Origin of the sequence: Neobacillus cucumis (genome assembly GCF_002860255.1) — a bacterium.
Classification (GTDB): Bacteria; Bacillota; Bacilli; order Bacillales; family Cytobacillaceae; genus Neobacillus; species Neobacillus cucumis_A.
This window is the reverse complement of the sequence record NZ_PGVE01000079.1, coordinates 1-16,986: the sequence shown is the minus strand read 5'-3', so window position 1 is coordinate 16,986 and position 16,986 is coordinate 1. Positions and strand designations below refer to the sequence as shown.

Here is a 16,986-nt window from a genome sequence, read left to right as displayed (position 1 = left end):
ATTGTCGATAGGTAGATAGGAATTAATGTTTCTCTTGTTCCTTATCATACTCATCTAAGAATGGCTTATTAGCATAATAATACATCATTGCCATAAAAACAGCTCCGCCAATTAAATTTCCAATTGTTACGGGAACTAAGTTATGGACCACTCCAGCCCACGAAATCGTCCCAGGATGATTCAATACTAGGGCAATAGCAAATGTACACATATTCGCAATACTATGTTCATATCCGGAAATAAAGAAACAAAAGACAAATAACATCATTGCAAACATTTTAGGCCCATCACCTTTTAACCCCATTGGAAGGAAAAAGGCCATACAAACAAGCCAGTTACAAAGAATAGCCCGGAAAAATAATTGAGTGGTTGGAACTTGCATCTTTACTTCAACGACATGAAGCAAAAAGCCGTTTACAGATGATTCCGAATAGAGTCCAGTAGTAAAGATTATAAAGGCGAAGACGACTGCTCCTAAAATATTTCCGATATAACTGCAAATCCATAGTTTGATAACATCCACCCATGCCATTTTCTTACGGATTGCGGCATATGTGTAATAGAATGTATTTCCTGTAAACAAGTCACCGCCGCCATATGCAATCAAAATGATCGCTGCTCCAAAGGTAAGTGCGGCCATAGGATAGGCAAAAGGGGAATCTTTTAAATAGAAAAAATTCCCTGTTTTAAAGGCAACAATTACTCCAAAGCCGATAAACATACTGGCAAGCATGGCCCTCAGCAGATAGCGTAAAATACTTTGGCGAAAAATTCTCATCTTTTTTAGAGCGAGTTTTTCCGCCTCATGTAAAGGTTGCATTTCCATAAGATTACCACCATTCCAACGTTTTTATTATCTGTATATTGTAAACGAAAGAAGTCGAGATATGTATATTTTTGGACAATATTCCTTGAATATACACATTTTCATCAACATAAACTTTTGTAACAGTTTATACAACCCATTTGTCCCAAAATCAGCTATAATATATAAGTTTTAAAGACTGATTTTTAAGGAGTTCATATGCTAATTAAAAAAAAAATAACCCCCCAATATGATCCATGGGAAGCTTATTTAGACATTGAGGAATATGGAAAACCACTGCTTTCAAATATTGAATTCACAACAACAACGCTTTGTAATATGCGTTGTGAACACTGTGCAGTTGGTTATACATTACAGACAAAGGACCCGGAAGCTCTTCCGCTTGAACTGTTAATAAGAAGGTTAGACGAAATTCCTTCCTTACGTTCTTTAAGTATTACAGGCGGAGAACCGATGCTTTCCTTATCCTCTGTAAAGAATTATGTAGGACCAATATTAAAGTACGCCCATGAGCGGGGTGTGCGCACTCAAATTAATTCTAATTTGACCCTTGATTTAGGCCGGTATGAGTTAATTGCCCCTTATCTAGATGTCTTACATATATCACATAACTGGGGGACAGTGGATGATTTCGTCCAAGGCGGTTTTGCTCGAATGGAAAAACAGCCTGATATGAAACAGCGAGAAGCCTACTTTACGAGAATGATAGAAAACAGCCGTGAGCTTGTGAAGGCTGGAATTATGGTTTCTGCCGAAACTATGTTAAACAAACGGACACTGCCGCATTTAGAAAAAATTCACCGTCAAATTGTTGATGAAATGTTATGTCAACGGCATGAGATCCACCCTATGTACCCGAGTGATTTCGCAAGTAATCTAGAAACACTTTCACTTAGTGAGCTAAGAGAAGCCATTCATCATTTATTGGATATTCGCGATGAAAATGTCTGGATGCTCTTTGGAACACTGCCATTTTATGCATGCAGCAGCAAACAGGAGGATTTAAACCTCTTAAAAAGACTATATGAAAGTAAAAACGTAACAGTAAGAAACGATCCTGATGGACGTTCGCGTTTAAATGTGAATATATTTAATGGTGATATCATCGTAACTGATTTTGGTGATACACCACCGCTGGGAAATATTCAAACGACTAATTTATTGACTGCATATGAAACATGGAGTTCTTCAACACTGGCAAAAGAATTAAGCTGCCATTGCCCAGCTGCTGGGTGTTTAGGGCCTAATATTTTAGTGAAAAATAGTTATTATCAAGAAATTGACTTTAGCAAACGTAAAAACAAGATAAATAAAATACTCTAAGAGACATTTTTTTGTCTCTTTTTTTTGTAGATTGGAACAATAAAAAGGATTGGAGGGAAGTGAATGAATCATATTGAAACATTTTTACAAAGCAAGAATTGGCTCGATACGGATTTGGATGCAAGGTATATAAATGTCCATCATCCCTATGCGATCCTTGTTTCAGAGGATGAGGGGCGAATAACTTTGAGAGGAAATACCGGATTTGACAATGGTCAGAATGGTGAAGAGATCTTTAGTTTTACCTCTTTAAAAGAGCTTCAGGAATGGTTTGAAAACAATATTGGAGAGTAGTTTGACGGGGCTTTAGCACCCGTCTTTTGTTTGTTTGCCAAGGCCTCCTCTCGGATATATCTTTAATTAAATGAAAAAATTTTTCGTTACATTTTAAAAAAATAAATATTTTTTGAAATTTAGTGTTGAAAAAAGAAATTTTTTTTCGTATAATCGATTTTGTTGGAAGTGCTTTCAAGGCGATTCAGCAAAATGTTTTATTAACTTAGAGGGGTGGCAGTTTAATGGATGCCTATTTATTACTAATTACACTTGTCTCAATTGTTATTGTTATTTTAGGAGTTTCATTGTTTAAGTGGCATGCGTTTATTAGTTTAACAGTTGCTGGTTTATTCCTGGCAATTATGTCAGGATTAAGTTTAGATAAGATTGTAGCCGCTTACGAAACGGGCGTTGGCGGTACATTAGGACACTTAGTCGGTATTTTAGCTTTAGGAACAATTTTAGGAAAAATGTTGTCTGAATCAGGAGCAGGATTGCAAATTGCTAATTTCTTCATAAAAGTATTTGGTGAAAAGAAATTACCATGGGCCATGTTTTTATCAGGATTTGTAATTGGTATTCCTGTATTCTTTGAAGTTGGAATTTTAATTTTGTTACCACTTGTTATTTCGATTCAAAAAGCATCTAAACAAAATATCTTACTAATTGCTTTACCAGGGATTGCAGGTTTATCCATTGTTCACGGATTAGTGCCTCCGCATCCAGGTGCCATTGCCGCGATTGGACTTTATGGCGCTAATCTTGGAAAGGTTTTACTTTATTCTTTAATAATCGCCATCCCTGCAGGTATTCTTGGCGGACCGTTATTTGCTAAATTTATTAACAAGCGCGTCGTACCAGTTGGTGAACCTGAATTAGTGCGTATTGACGACCAACTGGATAAAAAGTCATTGCCAAGTGTGGGAATCTCTTTCCTTTCAATATTAATGCCAGTTATTTTAATGGTCTTAGGAACAGCAGCACCCTATTTATCTGTTCCAGCAGGTTTTGAAAAGTTCTTAGTGTTTATCGGTAGTCCAATCATTGCTCTATTAATATCTTGCTTCTTTGCCTTTTATTTCTTAGGATTCCGCCAGGGAATTGATAAAAACACTATTAAAAAATTCACAGAGGAATGTATTTTACCGGTTGGATCGATTCTCTTAATTATTGGAGCTGGCGGTGGATTTAAGCAGATTCTGATTGAAAGCGGAGTTGCGAAGGTCATTGCTTCTATGTCTGAAGGTATGTCTTTATCTCCACTAGTATTAGCTTTCTTAATTGCTGGTTTAATCCGTATTGCAACTGGTTCAGCAACTGTAGCTTTAACAACTGCGGCTGGAATTGTTGCACCAATCGTTGCACAGATGTCGGGTGTAAATTTAGAGTTACTGGTTATCGCTACTGGTGCAGGTTCGTTAATGTTTTCTCATGTTAATGATGCAGGTTTCTGGATGGTAAAAGAGTATTTAGGACTTTCTATTCAGGAAACATTTAAAACATGGACTGTTTTAGAAACCATTCTATCTTTCACGGCGTTTATAGGTGCACTTATTCTTAATATGTTCGTATAAAACAAAAGGATGGCCTAATATAGGTCATCCTTTTTGTTATGCCTTTAAGAATATAACAAAAAGTTATATTCTTGTTTCTGAGATGGCTTCCCTCACTTTTCCAAGTGAGCGTTTTGCTTTTTCATTATTTAGAACCATAATATTGACATAAAGGGCATCAATGAGGCTTAATTGCGCTATTCTAGAAGAGAGCGCCTCAGATCGATATTCAGTCTCCTCTGAACTTGTATATAGTGCTACATCTGAAATTTGGCAAATTGGAGATTTTGGATAGCCTGTGATCCCGATGGTTCTTGCTCCATTTTTCTTGGCGGTTTTTAAAATATTGATTGTGTCCTTATTTGTCCCTGAATGCGAAATCACAACTGCAACATCATTTTCTCCTAATTGTGAAGCTGACATCAGTTGAAAATGGGAGTCAATAAATGCAAACGCTTTAATTCCTGTGCGCACAAATTTATGAAAAGCGTCCATTGCCACTACACTCGATCCGCCTGTTCCGTAAAATTCCACACGTTTTGCTTTCATCAACAGCCCTACCGCTTTTTGAATGGAAGCTCCATCTAGTATTTGTAATGTATTTTCTAAGGTCCTGATATTTGAATGAAAAACTTTATCTGCTACTGTTTTTTCATTATCGTTAACGCTAATTTCCTCATGGATCTGCTGTATAGGCTCAATAATTTCCGAAGCGAGGGAAATTTTCATTGCTTGATAGCCTTTAAAACCAATCCGTTTACAAAAGCGGAAAACTGTAGCATCAGCCACTTGTAAATCTTCGGCGACTTCATTTATTGTATTATGAATAATTTTTTCAGGGTTCTCTAGGATATAATCAGCGACTTTTTTCTCTTTTTCACTTAAGCGTGCGTAATATGAACGTATTTTTCCTAAACAGTTTTGCGCCATAACATGATTTCCCTTCTATAGTATCTATACATTAATTATAGCATGAAATTGTCTGAAAAAATATTTTTTCAAAGAGTATTTGATTTATGAAAAATTTTTTCATATAATAATAATATAAAATGAAATTTATTTCGGAGGTTTTTCTCATGGAAATCGGTTTAATTGGATTAGGGAAAATGGGATATAATTTAGCCCTGAATTTAATGGATAATGAACATAATGTGGTTGCATTTGATGTGAATAACGAAGCGGTTAAAAAAATCAGCGAAGAAGGGGCAATTGGTGCCGAATCTATTGCAGCCCTAGTTGATAAGCTTGCTGCTCCTAAAATCGTGTGGGTAATGGTTCCATCTGGGCCGATTACTGAACAAGTGATTGACGAGCTTAAGGGGCTCCTAGCTGAGGGAGATATTGTGATCGAAGGAGGAAATTCACACTATAAGGACTCCATTCGAAGAGAAAAGGAACTGTCTGAAAAAGGTATTCATTTCTTTGATGTCGGTACAAGTGGCGGTATGGCCGGTGCTAGGGAAGGCGCCTGCATGATGATCGGGGGAAATAAAGAAGTTTTTCATACTATTGAACCTGTTTTTCGTGATATTAATGTTGAGAATGGCTATTTGTATGCAGGAAAGAGCGGCAGTGGTCACTTCTTAAAGATGATTCATAATGGCATTGAGTATGGAATGATGCAGGCGATCGCTGAAGGATTTGAAGTTTTAGAAAAAAGCGATTTTGATTTTGATTATGAAAAGGTTGCACGGGTTTGGAATAATGGCTCCGTAATCCGTTCTTGGCTGATGGAACTAACAGAAAATGCTTTTTCTAAGGATCCAAAGCTCGATTCAATTAAAGGAATTATGCATTCTTCTGGAGAAGGTAAATGGACGGTTGAAACCGCACTTGAACTTCAAACTGCTATGCCTGTAACGGCTTTGTCATTGATGATGCGTTATCGTTCACTTGAAGAAGACACCTTCACTGGTAAGGTTGTTGCGGCTCTCAGAAACGAATTTGGCGGTCATGCAGTAGAAAGTAATTAAAACCGTAAAAAACAAGCATCCGGCTGGATGCTTGTTTTTTTGATTTATTATTTCACCCATTTCTCCTGGAAGTGAGTAATAGAACTATATTCTTCTTCTAATCGGCGAGAAACGCGGATATAGATGGGTGTTAAATCCTCATATATTTTTACATTGTTTTCGATTGGTTGATGGGCATGTGTTGAACCGACCAATTCAGACATAATGGAGAAATCCTCAATCTCTCCTAAAGCATACATACCTAAGACAATGGCACCCAAACATGAGCTTTCAAAGCTTTCTGGAACAACGACTTCCTGGTTGAAAATATCAGCCATCATCTGACGCCATAATTCAGACCGTGCAAAACCGCCGGTTGCTTGAATTTTTGTAGGAACACCAATAACTTCCTGAAGTGCAAGTAAAACGGAATATAAATTTAGGATTACCCCTTCTAGTACGGCACGAATCATATGCTCCTTTTTGTGATGGAGCCCAAGACCAAAGAAAGATCCTCTAGCATGCGCATTCCAAAGCGGTGCACGTTCACCAGCCAAATAAGGGTGGAAAATAAGACCATCAGCACCTGGCGTCACCTTGGAGGCGATCTTCGTTAATACCTCATATGGGTCAATTCCCAAACGCTTTGCTGTCTCTACTTCAGAAGAAGCCAACTGATCACGCACCCAGCGGAAGGTCATACCGCCATTGTTAACTGGACCGCCGACAACCCAATGCTTCTCTGTTAGCGCATAGCAAAAAATTCTGCCTTTTGGATCGGTTACTGGTCTATCAGTGACCGTCCGGATGGCACCGCTTGTCCCAATCGTAACCGCCACTACGCCAGGATCAATAGCATTAACCCCTAAATTGGAAAGAACACCATCACTGGCACCTACTACAAATGGAGTTTCTGCTGTTAAACCGAGCTCTGCAACAAACTCTTCTTTTAACCCTGTTAAATAATAGGTAGTCGGCACCGGTTCAGCCAGTTTGTCACCCGTAATCCCTGCTACTTCTAGGGCTTCAGTATCCCAGGTAAGCTGCTCAAGGTTAAACATTCCGGTAGCGGATGCAATCGAATAGTCAACTACATATTTGCCAAATAATTTGAAGAACACATACTCTTTTATCCCAATAAATTTACTGGTCTGATTAAAGAGCTCTGGTTCATCATGGCGTAGCCAAGTAATTTTACAAAGCGGGGACATAGGATGTACAGGTGTTCCTGTTCTTCGATAAATAGCGAGGCCATTAAGTTCATTTTTAATTGTATCAGCCCAAGAGGTGGCACGGCTGTCAGCCCACGTAATACAGCGGGTAAGCGGTTTATCTTGATCGCTCATGGCAATGACGCTATGCATTGCGGAACTGAAAGAGACGAGTTTAATCTTGGCAGGATCGATTTCGCCCTTTGTAATTGAAACTTTGATGGTTTCTAACACTGCACGGAAAATTTCGTCTGGGTCTTGTTCAGCAACCGATGGTGTGGGGCTAAAGAGTGGATATTCCACATGATGCATACTAATGACCGTCCCTTTATCTTTATAAAGGACTGTTTTTGTACTCGTAGTTCCGATATCAACGCCAAGATAGTAAGATACATTATCCATTAGACAATCTCCTTCAATATTAATTAGAAGACTTTTAAGATAAATGAAAAAAAATTCTTCTATTAATAAATAATATGAAAAAATATTTCTTGTATAATAATTGTACCTGAAATAATCATTTATTTGAAACCTTTTTGATTAAAATTTTATTTATATGTTTATAAAAGCGCCTTGGTCTTTAGAAAGTGGCGGTTGAACTCAGTTATATGAGGTGATTAACTTATACGAAGTACAACAATCTATGCGAAAATAGCTTATGTTAAAAAGGAAATTTATATGTAGAAAGGTAAAAGAATGGATTACCTAGAAAATATATTTGGGGAGAGAAATAAAAAGTAACTGCACCTATGTTGAATACGTAAATGACCGAATAAATATATAGGTAAAAAAGGTTGTGGGAAACATGGAAGGTATTAAACAAACAAACTTAGGAGTCCGATTCTTGCTAGAAATTATCGCATTAGCGGTTCTCGGTTACTGGGGATTTAAAACACAACAAGGAACCATTCTTAAGATTGTATTAGGTATTGGAACACCGTTACTTTTGGCAGTAATCTGGGGGGTGTTCGGTGCTCCTAAAGCTCCGTTTGTATTAAGCGGACTACCATTTCTTTTTTTAGAAATCTTCGTTTTTGGATTACCTTTTACAGCTCTAATATTAATGGAAAAAACAACACTTGCTTCCCTCTATGGGGTGATGGTAATCTTGAATCTGGTGTTTATGAAATTATGGGATCAATAAGATAAACGGGCAGCCTTTCAAAAAGATAAGGCTGCTTGTTATTTTTAGCAGAATTGCTTGAAACACCTCGTTTGATTTAAACTAAGTATTAAAAGTAAAAATATGTGGTGAAATATTTATGGACAAAATGGTTGAACAGACTTATGAAATTATGGAAGTATGCTTGCTAGCTGGTAAAATAATGCTTCAAAGCGGTGGTGAAACCTATCGGGTTGAAGATACGATGATGCGGATTGCAGCTTCCTTTGGGATAGAGAAATCACATAGTTATGTTACTCCAACGGGAATCATTTTCTCAGCGGAAGGATCAGAGCCAACTAAAACAAAATTAATTAGAATATCAGAACGATCCACAGACTTGAAAAAGGTCGCCATGGTGAATAGTATTTCTCGTAGTATTAGCAGCGGGGAATTGGATTTGAATGCAGCATTAAACGAATTAAAGAATCTTGAAGATCTTAATGTAACCTTTCCAATGAAATACCAGGCAGCAGCTGCCTCCATTGCCAGCGGGTGTTTTATGATTATGTTTAATGGGGGCTGGAATGATTTTATCCCTGCCATGATTTCTGGTGGGGCAGGGTACATAAGTTTTATTGCCTTTCATCGTTTTGTGCCGATTAAGTTCTTTTCAGAGTTTTTAGCTTCATTTGTCATTGGGTTAATTTCATTATTATTTGTTAGAATCGGTTTAGGACATAAATTAGATACCATTATTATTGGTTCTGTAATGACGTTGGTACCAGGGCTTTTAGTGACAAACGCTATCCGGGATTTGATGGCGGGACATCTGGTTTCAGGTTTGTCAAAAGGGGCAGAAGCCTTCTTAACGGCTTTTGCCATTGGGGCCGGTATTGCATTTGTATTATCATTTTTAAAGTAATGAGGTGAGCGAGAATGGCGATTCTATCACAAGGAATAACAAGTTTTTTAGCCACAGCAGCCTTTGGCATACTATTTAACGCACCAAAAGAATCCTTGGTAAAGTGCGGTTTAATTGGCATGGGCGGCTGGTTATTATATTTTTTATTGGAAGACTATTCAAACGATGCAATTTTAGCCACCCTAGTTGCATCTATTTTCATTGCATTGCTTAGTCAGGAAATGGCAAAGTTATATAAAATGCCCGTGATTATTTTTAGTGTTGCCGGAATTATTCCTCTTGTACCAGGAGGGCTGGCATATGACGCCATGAGAAATATTGTGGAAAATGACTATAATACTGCAATTGCATTTGGAGCAAAAGTCCTCATGCTGGCAGGTTCAATCGCCTTTGGGTTAGTTTTTTCAGAAGTCATTAATCAAATTGCAAAAAAAATCAAACACTCCAGAATTTAGGAAACACGGGGACGGTTCTTCTGCTTCTGAAGCAGAAGAACCGTCCCCGTGTTTCTGCATGTTAAGGGAAAATTAAGAATAGGTAATTATGATTAAATTTGGTAATGATTTTCCTTTATTCAATGAGAATATTTTGATATTGTTATAGAATAGTATTTTACTGATATTTACTGTTCAGCAAAGAATCTAACAAGGATTGGTTTATCGGCCTATGAAAAAGTTTCTTATTTTATTTGTCATTCTTTTACTATCATTTTTTGGAACAAAGACGATTTTTGCGGTCATGTCTGACCGTCAAGCAGCTGGAAAAGTAAGTGAAGCTGTTCCTTTAAAAACGAGAAAAATGGAACTTCAGGCAAAGGAAGCTCCAAGCTTACCAGATAGTATCGTACTTGATGTTCCATTAATTAAGCAAATGGATCCACCTGTGCTTTATAATGGCTGTGAAGTAACCAGCCTTGCAATGATTCTAAATTACAATGGTGTAAAGGTGACGAAGAACGAGTTAGCCAACAATATTAAAACCGTACCTTTAAGATATAGCAATGGTAAGAGAGGGAACCCTAATGTCGGATTTGTCGGAGATATGGCACATGGACCGGGGCTGGGGGTTTATAATGGACCTGTATTTGAACTGACAAAAAAATATGTCGGTGATAAGGCTGTTAACCTTACAGGCAGGCTATTTTCAGATATTTTAAAAGAGATAGGGCAAGGAAATCCTGTATGGATTATTACCACGTCTAGTTTTGCTCCAATCTCCGTATTCCAAACTTGGGATACGCCTCAAGGAGAAATTAAAATTACCTTTAGCGAACATAGTGTAGCTATAACTGGGTATGACGAAAATTACATCTATATTAATAACCCTTACGGCGGAAAAAATCAGAAATTAAACCGTGAAAGTTTCATAAAAGCTTGGGAGCAAATGGGCAAGCAAGCGATTGTTATAAAAGAATAAAAAGTGTCCTATATTTATACAGGGCATTTTTGTCTTTTATTTGGACATTTATATCGAATAAATTGGACGAAGGCAGAGGGATCATCCCTCTGCCTTCTTTTGTATGTGATTCATTTTAGTCAGAATCTATTGTAACTTGTGAATGGTTGTTGTCATTAATCTCAGCCATAGCAAGGTAAAAATTCATTTATTGTAATTGTTAATAAAAACAAATTTGCCGCGGTTATTCTTCCACCTGATGGTTTATACCTAAACGACGTAAGCCCTACCTCTCTTACATCCTAACGGCTCCGAAGCCGATCCAGTGTGAATAAGTTTTTATCTAAAAACATAAGCAGAATGCCAGAAAAATTCTTACATTGCTTTATCTTATCTATTACAAGTTACTTTCTATTGTGTGAAGCACAAATATTAATATTACATTATTTCTTCTGTCTTGTCAATGGATTGTAGTTTTTTTATAATGATAAAGCTTTCATTAAGGATATTCACTTTTTATTTGTTCGATATACAAAAAATGCTTTTTCGAAATAGAAAAATGATTGTGTATGAAAGTTGGTAATGGTGAAAAATAAGGTTAACAAATATGATTAAGTGGGAATTTATGTATTGGAACTATTTTGAAATAATGTATTTTTTAAAAATATATTGCTTTTTCTGAAAAATGATTATATTATTTCAAATATAAGTTTTCGATTATCCCTTTCAGAAAATTTAGAAAATAAACCCTAGGGGGGTTCTAATATGGATTTGTTTAGAAAAAAGTCAATCCAACAACTTATCCAAGAAGTTGGTCAAAAAGATATAAAGTTAAAGAAGGAGTTAGGAGCATTTGATTTATCAATGCTTGGGATCGGAGCCATTATCGGTACAGGAATTTTCGTACTCACAGGAGTGGCTGCTGCTGAACATGCAGGCCCTGCCTTAATTCTATCCTTTATCTTATCAGGATTAGCTTGTGTTTTTGCTGCCCTTTGTTATGCGGAATTCGCCTCAACTGTTCCGGTTTCTGGAAGTGCTTATACGTACAGCTATGCGACTTTTGGTGAATTAGTAGCTTGGATACTTGGCTGGGATTTAATACTTGAATATGGTTTAGCCTCATCTGCAGTTGCGAGTGGCTGGTCAGGTTATTTCCAAGGACTTTTAGCAGGGTTTGGAATTCATTTTCCTAAAGCCATCACAAGTGCTTATAATCCTGCAAATGGAACCTATATTGATGTTCCTGCAATCTTAATTGTTTTCATTATCACAATGTTACTAACACAAGGTGTAAAGAAATCTGCTCGATTAAATACTATTATGGTTATTATCAAGCTGGTAGTTGTAGTATTATTTATCGCGGTTGGAGTATGGTATGTAAAACCAGGCAATTGGACTCCATTTATGCCGTTTGGATTCTCTGGTGTAGCAACGGGAGCAGCTACTGTATTTTTTGCTTACATTGGCTTTGATGCTGTTTCTACAGCAGCTGAAGAAGTGAAAAATCCACAGAAAAATATGCCGATTGGCATTATTGCATCATTGTTAGTCTGTACGGTTTTATATATCCTTGTATCTGGCATCTTAACAGGGATTGTTCCTTATCAGCAGCTAGGTGTTAAAAACCCTGTGGCTTTTGCACTTAACTACATTCACCAAGATTGGGTAGCAGGTTTCATTTCACTAGGAGCAATTGCCGGTATTACTACAGTATTATTAGTTATGATTTATGGACAAACACGTTTATTTTATGCAATCAGCCGTGATGGATTATTGCCAAAAGTATTCTCTAAGGTAGATAAAAAGAAGCAGACACCAATGGCAAACTCTTGGATCACTTGTATTTTGGTTTCAATCTTTGCAGGATTAGTACCATTAGGTAGGCTTGCAGAGTTGGTGAATATCGGTACATTGTTTGCCTTCATGACTGTTTCGGTTGGAATATTGTATCTGCGCAAAAACAAGCAGGCTCCAAAAACAGGTTTCCGTGTACCATTTGTACCATATATCCCGATTCTTGCTTTCTTATTCTGCGGATATTTAGCTCTTCAGCTTCCAGCCCTTTCATGGATTAGTTTCGCAGTTTGGTTAGTAATTGGATTATTTGTTTATTTCGGATATGGACGTAGACATTCAACGCTTAATTCTAAAGGTGAACGGATGGAGAGAGTCAGTTAGTCAATTGGAAAAAGAACTTGCTTTTTGGCAAGTTCTTTTTTTGATACGATATAATCGAATATTGTCGAAAATCAACGAGTAAACGAAAATATTGTCACTTAGATTCGTGAAAGATGGTAAAATGGGAGTAGAGAACTAGTAAGAGCTATTTTTTTAATATTAAGGAGTTAGTTATATGAAAAAAGGTAGCAATAATCTTAGATTATTTGCTGAAGAAAAAAAAGCAGTGATCCTTTTTTTATGTTTATTTAACCTGCTATTTTATGTATGGGATGTGTATTACTACTACATTAGGCTATACATCGGCGGTAGTGTTGAAGGAAGAGATGGTTTAGGTCTATCTATATATTTTCTAATGTTGTTCCCCCTTTTAGTGGCTGTTTACCAATTAAAGAAAGGGAATATTTTCTTAATTAAATATCTTTATTTAGCTGTCTATCTATTAATTGATATTATAGATAATTTAATTAGATATCTTGGAACAAATCATCATTTTGCATCAGGGAATATAGTAGAGGTCCTCTGTATTCTATTTGCACCTATATTTGTAAATAAGAAGTACTTTTGGTTTACTGCTATAGGAATCATTGGGAAATATATATTAATTGGTTTAATCCTTCAGGATATTGGTGTTGTTTTTCCCATATTACTTAACTTAATTTTATCTGCTATTGCTCTAACTGTTTTAGTAAGGTTTTATTCTTACATTAATTCCTTAACTGTTGTTTACGATGAACTAAAGAAAAATGAGAAACTCGCGGTGATTGGTCAAATGGCAGCCGCTATTGGTCATGAAATTCGGAACCCGCTAGCAGCATTAAAAGGATTTACTCAGTTCCAGCAGGAAAACTATCAGAATTCTAATAACTATTTTCCAATTATGATTGAGGAAATTGACCGCATTAACTCAATTGTTGATGATCTTATGTATATGGGAAAACCTAAAAAAATTAAATTTGAAAAAGCAAGTATTGAGGGAATTATTGCCTATACCTTATCGATTACCCAGCAGCAGGCAGAGAGACAAGGAGTAACTGTTGAAACCATTATGGCTGGACCATTGCCTCCACTGGATTGTGATGAAAAACAACTAAAGCAAGTTTTTATAAATTTGATTAAAAACGCAATAGAATCAATGCCTGAAGGCGGTCAGATTCAAATACAAGTAAAAATTATAAGCAATCAACAGAAATTATTAATTTCAATAAAGGATGAAGGGCTGGGGATTGATGAAGAGAGTATCTTGAATCTTGGTGAACCTTTTTTCACTACAAAAAAGGATGGAACAGGTTTAGGCTTAATGGTTACTAACCAAATTATAAAAGATCATTTTGGTGAGATAAAGTACGAAAGTGTCCTAAAAAAAGGAACGAGAGTCAATGTGATAATACCGATTATTCATAAAAGGCTATAATTTAATTTACTATTTCAATGAATTTGAATAAAAGATTAATTTCTACAATTTATTTTAAATTTTTCCTTTTTATACATAAATCCATTGGATTTAGTGTACTTATATTAAAATAAATGTTTTATAATGTAGGAAAGTGTCAATTACAATACATTCATTTCGCCATACTTACTACCTAGAAGGGGAATATTTTAATGATCCTTTACGAGAGGTTTGCAAATAAAAAAAACCTTGATCCAAATGTTATAAATGCTGAAACCCGAACTTTAAAATGGTTTTTAGTATTATTTTATATAATATCTTTTGTTTACGATATTATTTATACAACCTTATCTAGGCATAATCCAAAATTAAAAGATGGACCAGATAGTCCTATATATTGGATATATTTATTAATGTTCGCATTATTGCCGTTAGGTCACTATGCAATAAAAAGCAAAAAATCATATTATATAAAATATATCTACTTTCTATCCTATACATTTATAGGTTTGATAATTGATATAGTAACTTATACTGGTAATGCTGACAATTATCCTGGAGGCAGTGCGGTCGAAATCTTTTGGCTGTTACTTTCAGCTATTTTTGTTAGTAAACCTTTTGTTATAGTTGTGTCTAGTGGAATCATATTAAAATATCTGATAGTGGGGCTTGTCATTAATCCTCCAAATCTAGTTATAGGTATTATATTATCGGTAACTCTTTCTATTTTTTCATTTATTTTATTATCAAGATTCCAATCATATGTAAATGCTATAAAAACCTCACATGATCAGCAATTAACCGGTCTTGTAAAGGGTGTAATTGCAACACTTGAACTTAAGGATCCATACACAAGAGGCCATAGTGAACGTGTGGCAGGGTATGCTCTTGAACTTGTAAAGGTAACAGGAAAGTATAAAGAAGAACAATTAAAGGATTTTGAATTTGCCTGTTTACTTCATGACATCGGTAAAATTCACATTCCAGACCAAATCTTAATGAAACCTTCTAAGTTGTCTGATGAAGAATATGAAATAATAAAATCCCACACTACTGTAGGGGCAGAAGCAGTTTCAAAGGTAGTTGGTTTAAATAGTAGTATTGAAATTATTCGCTCCCATCATGAACGATGGGATGGAAAAGGCTACCCTGATCGATTAAAAGAAGACGAAATTCCGTTTCTTGCTCGGGTTGCGGCAATAGCAGATGCTTTTGATGCAATGACATCAAATAGATCGTATCGTAATGCTTTGTCTGTTGATGAAGCATATAAACGGATTATAGAAGGGAAAGGCACCCAATTTGATCCAGAATTAGTTGATTTATTTCATCAGGTCCTTCCAAAATGGAAGGAATTACATGACAATTCATTTGTAAATGTGATTAATGAAAGAATATCTATCTACTAATTTAAGGAGGTGATACCCTTGAAGATCCGGAAATTAAAAAAAGTTAAGGTAACAAGTTTATGTTGGATTTGTTGGTATGGTGGATAAAAATATAAAGGGAGGGTGCTAGCAAAAGCTTGCATCCTCTTTATTTAATTCTATTTGAAAGGGTGTTTAAATGAGTCTAACCCTTTTTTCAAAACTTGAATTAGTGCCTCTCAATATTAGAGAAGAAAATAAACACTTTATTGTTGAAGATATGAATTCAGGTGAATTCTATGAAATGCCAAAGATTTGCATCGATGCAATCTATCTAATAATCGATGGACATACATTAGGAGATATCCAGTATAACTTGAAAGAAAAGTATCCTGAAGAAGCTGTTGACTTAATTGATTTTGCTAAACAGCTTTTAGAGCTGCAATTGATCACTAAAGTAGATGATGTACCAATTATTTCAAAGCAAAAGGAAAAGAAAAAGGATGATTTAGGTTTTTTGTGGATTTCACAGAAGGTGGGAAGGTTCTTTTTTAATAAGGCTGCACTCCTTGTTTATGGAGTTTTGTTTCTTATTAATGTGTTTTTATTAGTTTTCCATCCAAATCTTTTCCCGCACTACAGTGACTTATTTATTTCTGACTATATGGTATTAAATATTATTGCTTGGCTTGTTCTTACTTTTTGTTCTGTTTTCATTCATGAATTTGGTCATATTATAGCAATGAGGGCGCAAAATCTTCCGACTAAACTAGAGGTAGGTCACCGGCTAATTCTGGTGGTACTGGAAACAGATTTATCCACTGTTTGGAAATTACCTCCTAAAGGACGGAATGTTTTATATATGGCGGGGCTTTGTTTTGATATGGTTATTCTTTTCTTGGCCTTAGTTGGTCAACTAATTTTTTCAAACGGTTCAGGGATTTTTCTAAGCCTTTTGTCAGTGGTGGTATTAGAAACATTTCTTCGAATTGTTTACCAATGCTGTATATATATGAAAACCGATCTATACTATGTATTTGAAAACCTTTCTGGTTGTTACAATTTAATGGAAAACGCCCAACAGATGATTAGTAAATGGTTTTCATTAAAAAAAACACATGCTAACACAGAGGTAGTTTTTGATGGTGAAAAGAATATAGTTTTCACCTATTCCTTATTTTATCTTGTTGGTGTTTTGTTGACTATTAGTTTATATATAACCTTTTATATCCCTCAATTAATATTTGCAATGAAAAAGATAATCCCAGGATATCTGGAAGGTCCAACCTCACTCCCGTTTTGGGATGCAATATTATTTTCGTTACAAGTATTAGTTAGTTTTGGCCTTCTTTTATACTCCTGGCGAAAAAAATACCTTCAAAGATAATGTGACAAGAATTTGTCTAAAGTAACTTTTTTAAGGGTTTTTCCCCCACACAATAGGGGATTTCCCTGATATAGATAACACTTCCGTTTTTCTTA

15 protein-coding genes are annotated in these 16,986 nt (G+C 35.8%); 12 read left to right on the top strand and 3 right to left on the bottom strand.

Translation table 11 applies throughout. The features are described from left to right. Positions 1 to 22 precede the first annotated feature (22 nt). Complete coding sequence (locus tag CVD27_RS21210) at positions 23 to 826, bottom strand: formate/nitrite transporter family protein (RefSeq protein WP_101650241.1); 804 nt, start codon at positions 824 to 826, stop codon at positions 23 to 25. Positions 827 to 1,024: 198 nt separating this feature from the next. Here CVD27_RS21210 and yfkAB point away from each other — a divergent pair, with 198 nt between their 5' ends. The 3 genes from yfkAB to CVD27_RS21195 all read left to right on the top strand — a co-directional run bounded on the left by yfkAB (position 1,025) and on the right by CVD27_RS21195 (position 3,999). After that, entirely contained in the window at positions 1,025 to 2,149 is a 1,125-nt protein-coding gene (gene yfkAB, locus CVD27_RS21205; RefSeq protein ID WP_101650239.1) for a radical SAM/CxCxxxxC motif protein YfkAB, read from the top strand. A gap of 63 nt (positions 2,150 to 2,212) precedes the next feature. Then, entirely contained in the window at positions 2,213 to 2,443 is a 231-nt protein-coding gene (locus tag CVD27_RS21200; protein WP_101650237.1) for a hypothetical protein, read from the top strand. A 224-nt stretch (positions 2,444 to 2,667) separates the two neighbouring features. Then, positions 2,668 to 3,999, top strand: coding sequence for a GntT/GntP/DsdX family permease (locus CVD27_RS21195; RefSeq protein ID WP_101650235.1), 1,332 nt, complete (start codon positions 2,668 to 2,670; stop codon positions 3,997 to 3,999). A 63-nt stretch (positions 4,000 to 4,062) separates the two neighbouring features. On the opposite strand, the gene CVD27_RS21190 is transcribed toward CVD27_RS21195, so the two are convergent. Then, the gene (locus tag CVD27_RS21190; protein WP_101650233.1) at positions 4,063 to 4,908 is read right to left on the bottom strand and encodes a MurR/RpiR family transcriptional regulator; all 846 of its coding nucleotides are present in this window, start codon (positions 4,906 to 4,908) and stop codon (positions 4,063 to 4,065) included. Positions 4,909 to 5,054: 146 nt separating this feature from the next. Here CVD27_RS21190 and gnd point away from each other — a divergent pair, with 146 nt between their 5' ends. Next, on the top strand, positions 5,055 to 5,951 hold the full coding sequence (gene gnd / locus CVD27_RS21185) for a phosphogluconate dehydrogenase (NAD(+)-dependent, decarboxylating) (RefSeq protein WP_101650231.1): 897 nt from the start codon (positions 5,055 to 5,057) through the stop codon (positions 5,949 to 5,951). A gap of 47 nt (positions 5,952 to 5,998) precedes the next feature. On the opposite strand, the gene gntK is transcribed toward gnd, so the two are convergent. After that, positions 5,999 to 7,543 carry a gluconokinase gene (gene gntK / locus CVD27_RS21180; protein WP_101650229.1) on the bottom strand — a complete coding sequence of 515 codons (1,545 nt, stop codon included), beginning with the start codon at positions 7,541 to 7,543 and terminating at the stop codon, positions 5,999 to 6,001. 403 nt (positions 7,544 to 7,946) lie between these two features. Here gntK and CVD27_RS21175 point away from each other — a divergent pair, with 403 nt between their 5' ends. The 8 genes from CVD27_RS21175 to CVD27_RS21140 all read left to right on the top strand — a co-directional run bounded on the left by CVD27_RS21175 (position 7,947) and on the right by CVD27_RS21140 (position 16,891). Beyond that, complete coding sequence (locus CVD27_RS21175; RefSeq protein WP_101650227.1) at positions 7,947 to 8,285, top strand: YrdB family protein; 339 nt, start codon at positions 7,947 to 7,949, stop codon at positions 8,283 to 8,285. Positions 8,286 to 8,403: 118 nt separating this feature from the next. Next, positions 8,404 to 9,168 (top strand): threonine/serine exporter family protein, encoded by a 765-nt coding sequence (locus CVD27_RS21170; protein WP_101650225.1) that lies wholly within the window; start codon positions 8,404 to 8,406, stop codon positions 9,166 to 9,168. A gap of 14 nt (positions 9,169 to 9,182) precedes the next feature. Continuing rightward, complete coding sequence (locus CVD27_RS21165; RefSeq protein ID WP_101650223.1) at positions 9,183 to 9,623, top strand: threonine/serine exporter family protein; 441 nt, start codon at positions 9,183 to 9,185, stop codon at positions 9,621 to 9,623. 211 nt (positions 9,624 to 9,834) lie between these two features. Continuing rightward, the gene (locus CVD27_RS21160) at positions 9,835 to 10,584 is read left to right on the top strand and encodes a C39 family peptidase (protein WP_101650221.1); all 750 of its coding nucleotides are present in this window, start codon (positions 9,835 to 9,837) and stop codon (positions 10,582 to 10,584) included. Between the two features lie 744 nt (positions 10,585 to 11,328). After that, a complete protein-coding gene (locus CVD27_RS21155) occupies positions 11,329 to 12,744 on the top strand; it encodes an amino acid permease (RefSeq protein ID WP_101650219.1) in 1,416 nt (471 codons plus the stop codon). Positions 12,745 to 12,919: 175 nt separating this feature from the next. Further along, a complete protein-coding gene (locus tag CVD27_RS21150) occupies positions 12,920 to 14,158 on the top strand; it encodes an ATP-binding protein (RefSeq protein ID WP_101650217.1) in 1,239 nt (412 codons plus the stop codon). Between the two features lie 191 nt (positions 14,159 to 14,349). Then, positions 14,350 to 15,546 carry an HD-GYP domain-containing protein gene (locus tag CVD27_RS21145; protein ID WP_101650214.1) on the top strand — a complete coding sequence of 399 codons (1,197 nt, stop codon included), beginning with the start codon at positions 14,350 to 14,352 and terminating at the stop codon, positions 15,544 to 15,546. Positions 15,547 to 15,703: 157 nt separating this feature from the next. Then, complete coding sequence (locus CVD27_RS21140) at positions 15,704 to 16,891, top strand: hypothetical protein (RefSeq protein ID WP_101650213.1); 1,188 nt, start codon at positions 15,704 to 15,706, stop codon at positions 16,889 to 16,891. Positions 16,892 to 16,986: the final 95 nt, after the last annotated feature.

Excerpts from the sequence above, each read along its gene's own strand:
- CVD27_RS21210 (WP_101650241.1), bottom strand. The coding sequence starts at position 826 with ATGGAAATGCAACCTTTACATGAGGCGGAAAAACTCGCTCTAAAAAAG.
- yfkAB (WP_101650239.1), top strand. The coding sequence starts at position 1,025 with ATGCTAATTAAAAAAAAAATAACCCCCCAATATGATCCATGGGAAGCT.
- CVD27_RS21200 (WP_101650237.1), top strand. The coding sequence starts at position 2,213 with ATGAATCATATTGAAACATTTTTACAAAGCAAGAATTGGCTCGATACG.
- CVD27_RS21195 (WP_101650235.1), top strand. The coding sequence starts at position 2,668 with ATGGATGCCTATTTATTACTAATTACACTTGTCTCAATTGTTATTGTT.
- CVD27_RS21190 (WP_101650233.1), bottom strand. The coding sequence starts at position 4,908 with ATGGCGCAAAACTGTTTAGGAAAAATACGTTCATATTACGCACGCTTA.
- gnd (WP_101650231.1), top strand. The coding sequence starts at position 5,055 with ATGGAAATCGGTTTAATTGGATTAGGGAAAATGGGATATAATTTAGCC.
- gntK (WP_101650229.1), bottom strand. The coding sequence starts at position 7,543 with ATGGATAATGTATCTTACTATCTTGGCGTTGATATCGGAACTACGAGT.
- CVD27_RS21175 (WP_101650227.1), top strand. The coding sequence starts at position 7,947 with ATGGAAGGTATTAAACAAACAAACTTAGGAGTCCGATTCTTGCTAGAA.
- CVD27_RS21170 (WP_101650225.1), top strand. The coding sequence starts at position 8,404 with ATGGACAAAATGGTTGAACAGACTTATGAAATTATGGAAGTATGCTTG.
- CVD27_RS21165 (WP_101650223.1), top strand. The coding sequence starts at position 9,183 with ATGGCGATTCTATCACAAGGAATAACAAGTTTTTTAGCCACAGCAGCC.
- CVD27_RS21160 (WP_101650221.1), top strand. The coding sequence starts at position 9,835 with ATGAAAAAGTTTCTTATTTTATTTGTCATTCTTTTACTATCATTTTTT.
- CVD27_RS21155 (WP_101650219.1), top strand. The coding sequence starts at position 11,329 with ATGGATTTGTTTAGAAAAAAGTCAATCCAACAACTTATCCAAGAAGTT.
- CVD27_RS21150 (WP_101650217.1), top strand. The coding sequence starts at position 12,920 with ATGAAAAAAGGTAGCAATAATCTTAGATTATTTGCTGAAGAAAAAAAA.
- CVD27_RS21145 (WP_101650214.1), top strand. The coding sequence starts at position 14,350 with ATGATCCTTTACGAGAGGTTTGCAAATAAAAAAAACCTTGATCCAAAT.
- CVD27_RS21140 (WP_101650213.1), top strand. The coding sequence starts at position 15,704 with ATGAGTCTAACCCTTTTTTCAAAACTTGAATTAGTGCCTCTCAATATT.